General features: G+C 70.4%; 11 protein-coding genes. 4 read left to right on the top strand and 7 right to left on the bottom strand.

Annotation, left to right across the window (positions count from 1 at the left end; genetic code table 11):
- Position 1 precedes the first annotated feature (1 nt).
- Entirely contained in the window at positions 2-853 is an 852-nt protein-coding gene (locus ACFXI3_RS18990; RefSeq protein WP_344278091.1) for an immunity 49 family protein, read from the top strand.
- A 40-nt stretch (positions 854-893) separates the two neighbouring features.
- Positions 894-3,158 (top strand): hypothetical protein, encoded by a 2,265-nt coding sequence (locus tag ACFXI3_RS18985; RefSeq protein WP_378400822.1) that lies wholly within the window; start codon positions 894-896, stop codon positions 3,156-3,158.
- A 4-nt stretch (positions 3,159-3,162) separates the two neighbouring features.
- On the opposite strand, the gene ilvA is transcribed toward ACFXI3_RS18985, so the two are convergent.
- Complete coding sequence (gene ilvA / locus ACFXI3_RS18980) at positions 3,163-4,368, bottom strand: threonine ammonia-lyase (RefSeq protein ID WP_344278088.1); 1,206 nt, start codon at positions 4,366-4,368, stop codon at positions 3,163-3,165.
- A gap of 95 nt (positions 4,369-4,463) precedes the next feature.
- Between ilvA and ACFXI3_RS18975 the strand changes: the two genes are divergently transcribed.
- Positions 4,464-4,739 (top strand): hypothetical protein, encoded by a 276-nt coding sequence (locus tag ACFXI3_RS18975; RefSeq protein ID WP_344278085.1) that lies wholly within the window; start codon positions 4,464-4,466, stop codon positions 4,737-4,739.
- A 913-nt stretch (positions 4,740-5,652) separates the two neighbouring features.
- Here ACFXI3_RS18975 and ACFXI3_RS18970 read toward each other — a convergent pair.
- From ACFXI3_RS18970 to ACFXI3_RS18945, 6 genes are all read right to left on the bottom strand, one after another.
- Complete coding sequence (locus ACFXI3_RS18970) at positions 5,653-6,810, bottom strand: cystathionine gamma-synthase (protein ID WP_344279839.1); 1,158 nt, start codon at positions 6,808-6,810, stop codon at positions 5,653-5,655.
- A gap of 102 nt (positions 6,811-6,912) precedes the next feature.
- Positions 6,913-7,572, bottom strand: a complete 660-nt coding sequence (locus ACFXI3_RS18965; protein WP_378400819.1) for a hypothetical protein — start codon at positions 7,570-7,572, stop codon at positions 6,913-6,915.
- 85 nt (positions 7,573-7,657) lie between these two features.
- Positions 7,658-8,203, bottom strand: a complete 546-nt coding sequence (locus ACFXI3_RS18960) for a hypothetical protein (RefSeq protein WP_378400817.1) — start codon at positions 8,201-8,203, stop codon at positions 7,658-7,660.
- Between the two features lie 227 nt (positions 8,204-8,430).
- Complete coding sequence (locus ACFXI3_RS18955) at positions 8,431-9,882, bottom strand: hypothetical protein (protein WP_344279849.1); 1,452 nt, start codon at positions 9,880-9,882, stop codon at positions 8,431-8,433.
- A gap of 115 nt (positions 9,883-9,997) precedes the next feature.
- Positions 9,998-11,368 carry a cystathionine beta-synthase gene (locus ACFXI3_RS18950; protein WP_344279851.1) on the bottom strand — a complete coding sequence of 457 codons (1,371 nt, stop codon included), beginning with the start codon at positions 11,366-11,368 and terminating at the stop codon, positions 9,998-10,000.
- 33 nt (positions 11,369-11,401) lie between these two features.
- Positions 11,402-12,304, bottom strand: coding sequence for a pentapeptide repeat-containing protein (locus ACFXI3_RS18945; RefSeq protein WP_378400815.1), 903 nt, complete (start codon positions 12,302-12,304; stop codon positions 11,402-11,404).
- Positions 12,305-12,424: 120 nt separating this feature from the next.
- Here ACFXI3_RS18945 and ACFXI3_RS18940 point away from each other — a divergent pair, with 120 nt between their 5' ends.
- Positions 12,425-13,645, top strand: coding sequence for an acetyl-CoA C-acetyltransferase (locus tag ACFXI3_RS18940; RefSeq protein WP_378400813.1), 1,221 nt, complete (start codon positions 12,425-12,427; stop codon positions 13,643-13,645).
- Positions 13,646-13,756: the final 111 nt, after the last annotated feature.

Genomic DNA, 13,756 nt, shown 5'->3' with positions numbered 1-13,756 from the left:
GATGACCACCGTCCCCAGGCATTCCGTCGACGTCACCGTCGCGTGGAAGCAGATCGAGAAGCTGTCGCCGCAGGTGGCCTTCTACTTCGACTACATCACGCAGGACACCAGCGCGCTGGCGAACGTCCTGCGCCGGGAGCTGATGCTCGGGCAGTACCGCAGCGTGGTCGACCCGGACGCCGAGGACCCGGACACGTGGGGCGACCTCGCCCTCGCCGCACAAGCCGCGGCTGCCGCCTTCGCCGCGGCGAACGCACCGGAAGGCCAGGAGGTCGACGCGGTGATCGGCCGCCCGCGGCGCTTCGCGGCCACCGGCCCCACCGAACGCACGGACCCGGGCGCGTGGCTGACCGCGGCGTGGCTCGCCGTGATCCAGCGGGACGACGTGCTGATCCAGCAACTGGCCGCCGTGCCGCTCGACGTGCTGCGCGCCTCGGGCATCGAACACGACGCCTACATGTACCCGTGGGTCGAAACGCTGCAGACGTTCCTCGCGCACCGCGAGGTCACCCCGGAGATGTTCCTGCCCGCGATGGACGGCACCGACCCGGACACCGCGCAGTACACGCCGCCCGCGGCGATGCTGCAGCTCGTGTACCCGCCGATCCGGATGTTCTACTACGTGCTGCGCCGGGACAACGAGAAGTTCGCCGACGCGTTCGTCGCCGCGCTGGAACGGCACCGCGAGTACTGGACCGCCGAGGACCGCGCCGACGATCCCGACGGGTTCCTCGCGCTGGCCCCGCTCGCGGTGGCCGTGCTCGCCCGCTCGGTCGGCATGACGTTCGACGTGCAGTCTGGTTACACGCCGGCCAACCTGCTCGCGGGCATCCGCCCGCCGCGGAACAGTTGACGGAAATGACGCGTTCGCCCGGCGAGGAGCCGCAGAAACCATGACCCGGCCACCGGTGCCGCTCAGTCCTGCCCAGCAGCAGGACCTCGTCCAGCAGATCGGCCAGGCGGCCGCGGCCGCGCTGCCCGCGGGCTGGCAGCAGCTGCAGGTCGTCTGCCGCGCCGCGGGACGACATGTGGAAGTGGACGTCAACGTCCTCGCCCCGGACAACCGGACCTACCCGGTCCAGCCGCATCCGGAGCTGCCGCGGCTGTTCGGCGCACTGCGCACCGGGATGTACCAGCCGGGCCGCGGCACGTGGCTGAGCGCGACCCTGGTGTTCTCGCCGCAGCGGCCGCCGTTCACGGACTACCAACCGGACGCCGAACCACGCTGGCGGCAAATCCCGCCGCCAATCGGCTTCCAGGACGAACTGCGGTTTTTCCCGCGCGAGGACCGGTTTGTGCCGCCGTGGCTACGCCATCGGGCCGGTTCGGCGGTACCTCCTCCGGCGGTTCCGGGCGCGGGCGGTCCGACGCCGCCGCCTGCCGGTGCTGGTGCTGGTGTTGCTGCTGGTTCTGGTGCTGGACAGCCGGTTCCGCCGCACGTCCCCGGCTCGGGCCCTGCGGTACCTCCGCCCTTGCCGGATTCAGGGCAAGTCCCGCCGCCCCTGCCGGATTCAGGGCAAGTCCCGCCGCCCCTGCCGGACTCGGGGCAGGTCCCGCCGCCCTTGCCGGGCGTGGAAAACCCGGTGCCCTCGACAGGGCCTGCGACGCCTCCACCGCTGCCCGGTACCGAACAGGCCGCGGATGCTGAGCAATCTGCTCCCGCGATCCCGGTCGACCAGCCCAACACGCCCCCACCGCTGCCCGGCGCAGGACCGGCCGCAGATATCGCGCAGCCTGTTCCGGCGCTCCCGGTGGACGAACCCAACGCGCCCCCGTCACTGCCCGGTGCAGAACAGGCCGCGGACGCGGAGACGCCCGCTCGGGCGCTTCCCATGGACGACAACGCGCCCCTGCCCGAGGCAGGCCAGCCCGCAGACTCTGCGCAATCCATTCCCGCGCTCCCCGTCGACGAACCCACCACGCCCCCACCGCTGCCCGGCACCGAACAGGCCGCGGACGCTGCCCAGCCGGTGACAGCGCTCCCCGTCCACGAGCCCCACACGCCACTGCCCGAAGCAGGCCAACCTGCAGACCCTGCGCAACCCATCCCCGCACTCCCCATTGACGAACCCATCACCTCCCCTCCGCTGCCCGACGCGGAGCAGGCCGTCTCCCCATCGCTCGCGGAAACAGCAGTCGCTGTCCCGGCGTCGGTTGGCGACGAGGCGCAGTCCGAGCCCAGCGAAGTCGCGGCGGCCGGGATCGCTGCGGAAACTTCCGGGCCGGAAGCAGCAGCTGACGAGGTTGCCGCAGAAGCACTATCGACTGCTTCCGTGCCGGAATCCGTTGTCGCCCAAGGGGAACAAGGGGAATCAGCGACCGCCGCGGGCCAGGCAGGCGAGTTGCGCACTCCGCGCGTCTATGACCGGTTCGACGAGGCGGGGAATCCGGTCGTCGAGCGGGAAGCGTTGTCGCCGGAGGAACGTGAGCGCGTTCTGTCTTATCTCGACAGCGCACCGGTCATCCTGGCGTCCCGCAGCAACGACACCGACGCCTTCGATCCGTCCCGCACGGACGCTGTTCCGCTGAATTTCCGGACCGACGGCAGCTGGGTGTGGCCCGGCGCGGTCGGCTATTACCTGCGTGAGCACGGGATTTCTCCGGATCCGGAGCTGGTCGAGCACATCCGGGCGGCCAACTACACCGTGCCCGAGGTGGACGAGGCGACGCAGCAGCGGATGCTGGCGGCGATGACCAGCCCGCCCGCTGAGGAGAGTCGTCCGGAGCAGCCCAGTGCACTACAGGATCCTGACGAGTTGCTGAGCGAGATCTCGGCGGCGCTCGTCGCGGCTGCCCCGCAGGGGTGGCAGCGGATCGTGTTCGACTTCATGGCGTTGGGCAGGCACGCGAACCTCGCGTGCGGCGCGCGGATGGCCGACGGCAGCACGCAGCAGGTGCCCGTCGCGCGGGAGCTGTCGAGGCCGTTGGCGCAGCTGCGGCGCAGCAAGTACGTCCAAGGCCGGGGCACCTGGTACACGCTCTCGCTGGCCATCGACCCGCCGTCGAGTTACCAGGCCAGCTTCAACGAGGACGACGAGCCGGCCTTCCACACGCCTCCCCGGCCCGAGGATTACGCCCTGGACCAGGAGCTTTACCCGCGCGACGAGGACTACCTCCCGCTGTGGTTCAGCCTCCGGCTGCCGGAGAGTCCACAGTAGACAGTCAGGGGACGATCGTGAACCCGGCGTCGGCGAGGGCGGCTTCGACGTCCTTGCAGTGCTCCGGGCCGCGGGTTTCCAGGGCAAGAGCGACGTCGACCTCGCCCAGGGCGAGGCTGCCGGAGATGCGGGAGTGCTCGACGTCGAGGACGTTCGCGCCCAGCTCCTTCACGCACGACAGCACCGAAACCAGCGAGCCTGGACGGTCCGGCACGCGCAGGTGCAGCTTCAGGTAGCGGCCGCCGGCGGTCATGCCGTGTTGGATGATCTGTTGCAGCAGCACGGGATCCACGTTGCCGCCGGAGAGGATCGCCACCACCGGCGGCTCGAACGCGCCGGGGTGCTGCAGCAGCGCGGCCATTGAAGCGGCACCGGCCGGTTCCACGACCAGCTTTCGCCGCTCGAGGCACAGCAATACCGCACGAGACAAGGATTCCTCGGTGACCGTCACGACGTCGTCGACCAGCGACTGGACGTGCGCGTAACTGATTTTGCCCGGTTCGCCGACCGCGATGCCGTCCGCCATCGTGTGCACCTCACGCAGCCGGACCGGCGCGCCTGCCTCCAGCGACGACGGATACGCGGCGGCGTCCTCGGCCTGGACGCCGATCACCCGGATGTCCGGATGCAGCGCCTTCACCGCGGCCCCGACCCCGCCGACTAGCCCGCCGCCGCCCGTCGGGACGAGGATCGTTTTCACTCCTGGCACCTGTTCGAGAATCTCCAGGCCGACGGTGCCCTGGCCGGCGATGACGTCGGCGTGGTCGAACGGGTGGATGAAAACCGCGCCGGTGCGCTCCGAGAACGCGATGGCCTCGGCGAGGGTTTCGTCGACGACAGCACCGTGGAGATGGACCTCCGCGCCGTAACCGCGGGTCGCGGCGAGTTTCGGCAGCGGCGCACGCAGCGGCATGAAGACGGTCGAGGAAATGCCGAGCAGCGACGACGCCAGCGCGACCCCCTGCGCGTGGTTGCCGGCGCTGGCCGCGACGACGCCGCGCGCGCGTTCCTCGGCGGTCAGGCCGTGGATGCGGGTGTAGGCGCCGCGGATCTTGAAAGAGCCGGTGCGCTGCAGGTTCTCGCACTTGAGGTACACCGGTCCGCCGTGCGGCCGGCGCAGGTCGCGGGCGTGCTCCATCGGCGTGACGCGGGTGATGCCCTCGAGAAGCTTCCGAGCTTCCTGGATGCGCTCGACGCTGACCAGTTCCATGGCGCCGATGATGCCACCGACGGACGGCCGGGGTGCGCCGCCCGCCGGACCGGTACCCTGATAACGGCAGCCACACATGATCAGGGAGTGCGACCATGGCACGCGCGCAGCACGGGACCACCGCCCGGGCCAAGTCCCGAGCCCAGTCCCGCACCGGTCTGCTGCCGCTAGCCGCGGGCATCCTCTCCGCGGTGGCCCTCACCGGAGCCGCCTTCGCGACGGTCGAAGCGGCCGCCTGCACCGGCCCCGCCCAGTACATCCGGCACGACAACCACATCGAACTGGTCGGCGGCTGCGTGAACGGCACCGAACTCCCGGCGACGACCGGGACCCGGCAGGCCAATGCGATGCCGGAGAACAGCAAGCCCTGAGGCTGGCCGCGGGCCGGTTTGGCTCGGTGGTGCTGGGGTTAGGCGAGATGGGGAAATTGTTCGCCGCGGTGGCAGGTTTGGCCGGAGCGCCTGGGAACGGGCAAGAACTCAGCGCGGCGGACAGCGGTTGACCGAGGGGTTGAGCCGAAGCCACGCACCAGATTCCGCGCGATGGCCGGTCGACCACGGCAGGCTCCACCGAAAGCTCGCCTGGGATTCGCTGAGGCTACGAATCCAACAGAACCCTGCCGCCGGAGAGATGGATGCGGCAAACGGCTTTGACCGGGGAGACTTCGGCCGAAGCCACGCACCAGATCCCGCGCGACGGGCCGATTCAACCACGGCAAGCTCCACCGAAACCCCACGCGGGATTCGCCGAGACGGCGAATTAGCGAGGTTCCGCCGCCGAAGCGCCCGGAAACAAGCAAGAACCGGGTACGGCAAGCGGCTCTGACCAGGCAGACTCCGGCTGAAGCCACGCACCAGATCCCGCGCAACGGGCCGATTCAACCACGGCAAGCTCCACCGAAACCCCACACGCGATTCGCCGAGACAGCGAATTAGCAAGGTTCCACCGCCGAACCGCCCCGAAACGAGCAAGAACCGGGTACGGCAAACGGCTTTGACCAGGCAGACTCCGGCCGAAGCCACGCACCGGGTCGCGCGTGACGGACCACTTCGGTCGTAGCGAGGTCTGCCGAAGGCTCACGCCGGATTCGCTGAGGCAGCGGAGTCCGGCTGCCGGGGTCGCCGCAGGACGAACGAGAACTCGGGCCGTGCGAGCAGCTTTGGGCCAAGCAATCTCATCTGAAGCCGCGCACTGGACTCCGGATTCGGCTGCCGTTGAGGACGAACCCCACCTAGGGACGGGGCACCGGAAACCAGCCCAGTGCCCCGTCCAAAGAAGAAAAGATCAGCCCAGCGCCTGCGTAAGGTCGGCCACCAGATCGCGGCCGTCCTCGATGCCCACCGAGAGCCGGATCAGGTCTTCCGGGACTTCCAGCGTCGAGCCTGCCGTCGAGGCGTGCGTCATCTTCCCCGGGTGCTCGATCAGGCTTTCGATCCCGCCCAGCGACTCCGCCAGCACGAACAGCTTCGTCCTGGACGCGACCTCCAGTGCGGCTTCCTCGCCGCCCGCCACGCGGAACGACACCATTCCGCCGAAGCGGCGCATCTGCTTCGCCGCTACCTCGTGGCCGGGGTGTTCCGGGAGGCCGGGGTAGTAGACCTTGGTGACCTTCGGGTGCTTCGCCAGCGTGCGGGCGACCAAATCGGCGTTGTCGCTGTGCCGTTCCATCCGCAGGGCCAGCGTCTTGAGACCACGCAGGGTCAGCCACGCGTCGAACGGGCCGGGGACGGCACCGGCGGCGTTGCGCAGGTAGAAGAGCTGCTCGCGCAGTTCGTCCTCGTTGGTGACGACCGCACCGCCGACGACGTCTGAGTGGCCGCCCAGGTACTTGGTGGTCGAGTGCACCACGATGTCCGCGCCGAGGGCCAGCGGGGTTTGCAGGTACGGCGTCGCGAAGGTGTTGTCCACGACCAGCCGGGCGCCCGCGTCGTGGGCGGCACCGGCCAGCGCGGCGATGTCGGCGATGCCCAGCAGCGGGTTGGTCGGCGACTCGCACCAGATCAGCTTGGTCTCCGGACGCATCGCGGCCCGTACGTCGTCGATGCGGCTCAGGTCGGCCACCGTGTGCTCGACGCCCCACAGGCTGAGCACCTTGTCGATCAGCCGGAACGTGCCGCCGTACGCGTCGTTGCCAAGCACCAGGTGGTCGCCGGGGCGCAGGACCGTGCGCAGCACCGCGTCCGACGCCGCCATGCCGGACGCGAACGCCAGCGTGTGCCGGGCTCCCTCGAGCGAGGCGAGGGCTTCCTCCAGCGCGGTCCGCGTGGGGTTCGCGGTGCGCGAGTACTCGTAGCCGCCCTCGCGGGTGCCGCCTACGCCGTCCTGCGCGTACGTGGACGTTTGGTAAATCGGCACGATGACGGCACCCGTGCGGGGATCGGGCTGCTGCCCGGCGTGGATCGCGCGTGTTTCAAAACCCAGGACGGAGTAGTCGTCGGCCATGGTTCCCAGGGTACGGGGCACCCCCGACAATCCCATCAGCTGGGAGCCAACTCACCATGCGGGAGAGGCTGCCGGTACAAACCCGCACCGGCAGCCCCGCGGTCACCAGCTCTGCGGCGGCGGGTACGCGCCCTGCTGCGCGGGCGCGCCCGGACGGTAGTTGACCCAGTCGACGGTCGGCTTCACGATCGCCAGCACCAGGGTCGCGACCGGCGGGATCAGCCTGACCAGCGTGGCACCGATGCCCGCGCCCAGAATCTGCGCGCTGCTGCTGCCGTGGAAACCCGAGGTCGCGGCCGAGAAGATGATGATCGACACGATTTGGAACGCGATCGCCAGCCCACAGCCGACAATCGTGCACAGCCGCGCGGACGGCTTGTGCAGGAACAGGCCGATGCCGCCGTAGAACAGCAGGCCGACGAGGGCCGCCTCGACGACCAGCGTCAGGTAGAACTGCCAGAGCAACGTGTCGATGTTCGAGATCACCACGACCGAGGCGATGACCGCGATGATCGCGAAAACGCCGCCGAGGATCGCGAGAATCCCCGCGATGATCGCGGTCGCGCCGTTCGGTTTCGGCTGGTACACGCCAGGCCCGCCCGCGTAGGCCGGGTACGGCTGCCCGGCGGCCGGCGGGGCGAACGGCTGCTGCGGCGCACCGGGGTACGGCTGCGCCGGCGTCGGCTGGCTCGCCGGGTAGGGCTGCCCGGGGAACGGGCCGCTCTGCGGCTGCTGATCCTGCGGGTTCTGGGGGTAGGTCACGGGGAGTCCTCGGTATTTCTGTTCCCGCCGGGCGGCGGGTGGAATGCCTGTATCGTGCCAGGCCCGCCCCGTTTTCGGGGCGGATTTACCACTGTCGCGACGGTGACGAAGCAGGCACCACGGGTACGCGATAACGCAGGTAGCCGAAGGTCCGCGGCAACCCCGCGAACACGAGCACCAGCAGCACCGCGGCCGTCAGCGCGACGCGGTCGAGCGCGGCGAAATTCTCGAAGCGCAGCAACGTCCGGAAGTAGTCGACGTACGCCGGGGAACCACCGAGCGCAGGCTCCAGCAGAAGCGCGCCGAGTGCGAGCAACGCGCCCGCGATCAGCAGCACAGCTCCTGCTGTCGCACGGAAAAAGGTCGCGATCGCGCCGATCAGCAAGACCAGCGAAGCGCCCAGGTACGCGGCGAGATCGGCGAGGGTCAGCGGCGAGAGGTCGCCGAGGCTGAACCCGGACGGAATGTCGAGGAACAGCCTTGCCGGAAGATAGCCGGACGTCGCGGCGGCGATGAGCCCGAACAACGCGGCGGCGATCGCGGTGCTCCCGTTCGGCCGGTACGGCACCGGATCCGCCGCGGGCGATTCCCGTTCCCGCTGCCGTGCCGGAAGTCCGTGCAGGCCGCTCACGGGAGGTCCCCCTCGGGCTGGGAAGGCGATTCGGACGGCGCTCACCCTAGCCCGGAAATGCGCGATTGGGGACCGGCTTGAGCGCATGTGCGCCGCAATTCCCCCGGCTGCCGGAACGGCCGGGAAAAGGCCACCACCTTTCCCGGAATCCCGCGAAAAAGAGACCGGAAACGACGAAGGGCGCCGCCGTCGTGAGACGGAGGCGCCCTTCGCGGAAATTCAGCGGCTCACCACTGCTGCGGCGGCTGCTGGCCCGGCTGGCCGTAACCGGGAGGCGGCTGCTGCCCGCCCGGCGGCGGGTACTGGCCCGGCTGGCCGAAACCGCCCGGCTGCTGCGGCGGCTGGCCGTAACCCGGCTGCTGGCCCGGCTGGCCGTAGCCGGGAGGCGGCTGCTGCCCGAAGCCCGGCTGCGGGTTCGCGCCGCTGCCCGGGTTCGGACCGCCCGGCTGCGGGAAGCCCCCGCTGCTCGGGTTGGGTCCGCCCGGAGGCGGGAACCCGCCCGGCTGCGGCTGGCCGAAGCCCGGCTGTCCGCCGCCGAAGCCGCCCGGCTGCTGCGGTCCGCCGGGGCCTGCCGGTCCGCCGGGGCCGCCCGAGGACGAGCCGAGGCCGACGTACTGCGAGGTCGCCGGGATGATCGCGACCACGCCGACGATCAGGATGATGATGCCGAGGATCAGCGTCAGCATGCCGCCGCCGCTCGTCGCGCTGGAACCCGCGCCGCCGTACTTGTCGGCGAAGGAGCTGCTGACCGACGTCCCGGACTTCGCCAGGATCGAGAACAGCAGCAACAGCACGCCGCCGACCAGCACGGCGATCGGAGCGAGCTTGCGCATCACGGCCGCCCGGGAGGCCATCGCCAGCGCGACGCCGCCCGCCAGCGCGACCACCGCGCCGACCAGGATCATGATCACGTACAGCCAGAGTGTGCCCGGCGAAGCGAGACCGGCCTCGTCGAACAGCTTCTGGTACCGGCTCGAGCTGTCGTACAGCTTCGAGTAGTCGCTGGTGTCGCTCATGTAGCTGAACGAGACGATCAGCGCGATCAGGGCGAGCACCGCGGTGACGCCGCCGGCGATGTAGCCGTACAGCGCGTTGCCGCCGCCGCTCGCGGGCGCGGCGGACGCGCCGAACGGAGCGGGCTGGCCGAAGCCCGGCTGACCCGGCTGCCCGGGCTGGCCGAACGCGCCCTGCGGCGGAGCGCCGAAGCCGCCCTGGTCGTACCCGCCCGGCTGGCCGAAGCCCTGCGGCGGCTGGCCAGGCTGACCCGGCTGCCCGGGCTGACCCGGCTGGCCGAAGCCCTGCGGGGCGCCGAACCCGGCGACCGCGGCCGGGTTGTCCGCGGCGCTCGGCGGCGGGGCGTACGGGATGTTCTGCGGCTGCTGGCTCGGCGGGACGAGCTGCGTCGACTCGGCGTTGCCCTCGGCGCTCACGGGGTTGACCACCTGGGTGGCGTTCGCGTCAGCCGGCTGTCCCGGCTGCACGACCTGCGTCGGTTCCGGGGTGTCGCCGAACGCGCCGCCGCCGTGGGAAGGCTGCTGCGGCTGGCCCGGCTGGACCACCTGGGTCGGCTCCGACGCGCCGAAGGGACTGTCCTGCTGCGGTGTAGGACCACTCGACGGGCCCTGCGGCGGCTGCTGTCCGCCGTCCCAGGGCTGGTTCGGTGGCTGCGGAGCACTCATGTGGGTCTTGAACCCCCTTGACGAGGACGCGAAAAAGTTCTATTCGGCCGTAACGCTATCGGATGCCCGGCCGGGACGCGCGAAGACGCCCCGACCGGCAGCCGTGAGGTTAGACCTATCGGCCCGCGAGGAACGCGAGCAAATCGTGCCTGGTGACGACGCCCGCCGGCTTGCCGTCGATCAGCACCAGCGCGCCGTCGGCCCCTTCGAGCGCCTTCATCGCGGCGCTCACCTGCTCGCCTGCCCCGATCGTGGGCAGCGGCGGCGACATGTGCGTCTCCAGCCGGTCGGCCAACTGGGCCTTGCCGGTGAACAGCGCGTCGAGCAGGTCGCGCTCGTTGACCGCGCCGACCACCTCGGCGGCCATCACCGGCGGTTCGGCGCTGACCACGGGCATCTGGCTCACGCCGAATTCCGACAGGATGGCCACCGCCTCGGCGACCGTCTCGTTCGGGTGCGAGTGCACGAGGCTGGGCAGCGCGCCGGACTTGCGGGTCAGCACGTCGCCGACCGTCGCGCCGGAGGAATCCGGCGGGAGGAAGCCGTAGGACGACATCCAGGCGTCGTTGAAGACCTTGGTGAGGTAGCCGCGGCCGCCGTCGGGCAGCAGCACGACCACGACGTCGTCCTCGGTCAGGTTCTCGGCCAGCTTCAGCGCGGCGGCCACGGCCATCCCGCACGAACCGCCGACCAGCAGGCCCTCCTCGGTCGCGAGCCGGCGCGTGGTCTCGAACGAGTGCGCGTCGCTGACCGGGATGATCTGGTCCGCGACGTTCCGGTCGTAGGTCTCCGGCCAGAAGTCCTCGCCGACGCCCTCGACCAGGTACGGCCGTCCGCTGCCGCCGGAGTACACCGAGCCCTCGGGATCAGCCCCGACGACCTGGACGCGGCCGTCGCTGACCTCCTTCAGGAACTTGCCGGTGCCGGAGATCGTGCCGCCGGTGCCGACGCCGGCGACGAAGTGGGTGATCTTGCCGTCGGTCTGCTTCCAGATCTCCGGGCCGGTGGAGTGGTAGTGGCTGGCCGGGTTCTCCGGGTTGGCGTACTGGTTGGGCTTCCAGGCGCCCTCGATCTCGCGCACGAGCCGGTCGGACACGTTGTAGTACGAGTCGGGGTGCTCCGGCGCGACCGCGGTCGGGCACACGACGACGCGGGCGCCGTACGCGCGCAGCACGTTGCGCTTGTCCTCGCTCACCTTGTCCGGGCAGACGAACACGCACTGGTAGCCCTTGCGCTGGGCGACCATGGCGAGCCCGACCCCGGTGTTGCCCGAGGTGGGCTCCACGATCGTGCCGCCGGGGCGCAGCTCTCCGGAGGCCTCGGCGGCTTCGATCATCCGCAGCGCGATCCGGTCCTTCACGCTGCCGCCCGGGTTGACGTACTCGACCTTGGCGAGCACGAGCGGCTTGAGCCCCTTGGTCAGCGAGTTCAGCTTGACCAGCGGGGTGTTGCCGACGAGGTCCACGATGTGTTCTGCGTACTCCACGCGACCAGCCTAAACAGACGGGTGCCGGACCGGCTAGCGCGGGACCAGGCGGAGCCAGCCGTCGTCGCCGGGCTCCTCCGCCCAGCCGGCGGGCCAGGCGCGGCGGTAGCCGGGTTTCGCGAGGGCTCCGGCCAGCCGGACTCGCGCGTCCTCGACGAATTCCGCGTGCTTTTCGAACTTCGCGCCGCGGAATGCGTCGCGTTCGCCGCCGATGACGACGCCGCGGAAGTCCGCGCGTTCTTTGAAAGTCGCTTCGGTGAAATCCGCTTTGGTGCGGAATTCGGTGTAACAAAAGGTTGATTCTTCAGTGAACGTAGTTTCGTGGCAGACGATGGAACGGATCCGGCAGTAGGTGAGCGTCAGCTCGACGAGCCGCGCGCCGGAGAAGTCGAGGTCGATGTCCGGCCAGTACGACCCAGCCGGCTCCTCGCCGCCGCCCGGGCGCAGGTGCAGCATCAGGATCCGCTGCGCGGCCTTGCGCACCTGCGTCTCTTCGGCCGTGCCGTCCAAGGGCATCCGCAGGTACGCGCAGACGACGTTGACGATGGTCTGCCGCTGGTCCGCGTGGTCCTGGGCGAGCCGTTCGAGCGCGTACAGCCCGGCCAGCCGGACCGGGGCCTTGTCGCTGCCGAGCTGGTCGGCGGCCTTGCCGTACATGTCGGTGATCCGGCGCTGGGTCGCGTCGTGGTCCTTCTGCTCCAGATCCAGTTCCGCGGACCGCTGCCGCCGCGCGGCGAGCAGGAGCGCGGCCGCGCCGCCGGTCCCGACGACGATGCTCGAGGCCGTGCGCAACGCGTCGAGCCGCGACGAATCCGCCGGAGTGCCGCCGCCGAGCAGCCACAGCAGCAACGCCGCCGCGACGGCCGCGAGCAGCACGATGCCGGTCCCCCACCACGCGATCGTGCGCGTGGACAACACCCGGTTGCGCTCTGTCACGGCGGAAATCCTCCCACGGACGCAAGGTGGTGCATGTCGCCTTCGGCTTTCGGACGGACGCCGGAGGCGGCAAGATGGTGAGCAACCGCTTAGTGCCGCCGACCCGAGGATGTGTCTGTCATGCCCGAAGCCGTCATCGTCTCCACTGCCCGCTCCCCGATCGGCCGCGCCGGGAAGGGCTCTTTGGTCGGGATGCGCCCCGACGACCTCGCCGTGCAGATGGTGCGCGCGGCACTGGACAAGGTGCCCCAGCTGGACCCGGCCGACATCGACGACCTGATGCTCGGCTGCGGGCTCCCCGGCGGCGAGTCCGGCTTCAACATGGGCCGCGCGGTGGCCGTCGAGCTCGGCTACGACCACCTGCCCGGCTGCACGATCACCCGGTACTGCTCCTCCAGCTTGCAGACCACCCGGATGGCGCTGCACGCGATCAAGGCGGGCGAGGGCGACGTCTTCATCTCGGCGGGCGTCGAGGCCGTGTCGCGGTTCGCCAAGGGCAGCTCCGACTCCTGGCCGGACACGCACAACCCGCTGTTCGCCGACGCCGAGGCGCGCACCAAGGCGACCGCCGAGACCGGTGCGGACAGCTGGCAGGACCCGCGCGAGAACGGGCAGCTCCCGGACGTCTACATCGCGATGGGCCAGACCGCGGAGAACCTCGCGCGGCTCAAGGGCGTCACCCGCGAGGAGATGGACGAATTCGGCGTGCGGTCACAGAACCTCGCCGAGAAGGCCATCGCGGACGGCTTCTGGGCCAAGGACATCACGCCGGTCACGCTGCCGGACGGCACGGTCGTGTCGAAGGACGACGGGCCGCGCGCGGGCGTCACGATCGAGGGCGTGTCCGGGCTGAAGCCGGTCTTCCGCCCCGACGGCCGGATCACCGCGGGCAACTGCTGCCCGCTCAACGACGGCGCCGCGGCTGTCGTGATCATGTCCGACACGAAGGCGCGCGAGCTGGGCCTGACGCCGCTGGCGCGCGTCGTGTCCACCGGCGTCACCGGACTGTCGCCGGAGATCATGGGCTACGGCCCGGTCGAGGCGTCGAAGCAGGCGCTGTCCCGCGCCGGACTGTCCATTTCGGACATCGACCTGGTCGAGATCAACGAGGCGTTCGCCGCGCAGGTCATCCCGTCCTACCGCGACCTGGGCATCGACCTCGACCGGCTGAACGTCAACGGCGGCGCGATCGCCGTCGGCCACCCGTTCGGCATGACCGGCGCGCGGATCACCTCGACGCTGATCAACTCCCTGCAGCACCACGACAAGCAGTTCGGCCTCGAGACGATGTGCGTCGGCGGGGGCCAGGGCATGGCGATGGTGCTGGAGCGGCTTTCCTGAATCCCCGGCCCGACCCCGGCCTGGCTCAGCTCCCGGGAAAAGTCCGTGAGGGGAACCCTGAGGGACTCTGATTCCCTCAGGGTTCCCCTCACGGACCTCGGGGGCGCATTT

Origin of the sequence: Amycolatopsis sp. NPDC059235 (assembly GCF_042754125.1) — a bacterium.
GTDB lineage: Bacteria > Actinomycetota > Actinomycetes > Mycobacteriales > Pseudonocardiaceae > Amycolatopsis > Amycolatopsis albidoflava.
The sequence above is the reverse complement of the archived record's forward strand: the minus strand, read 5'-3'. Positions and strand labels throughout refer to the sequence as shown.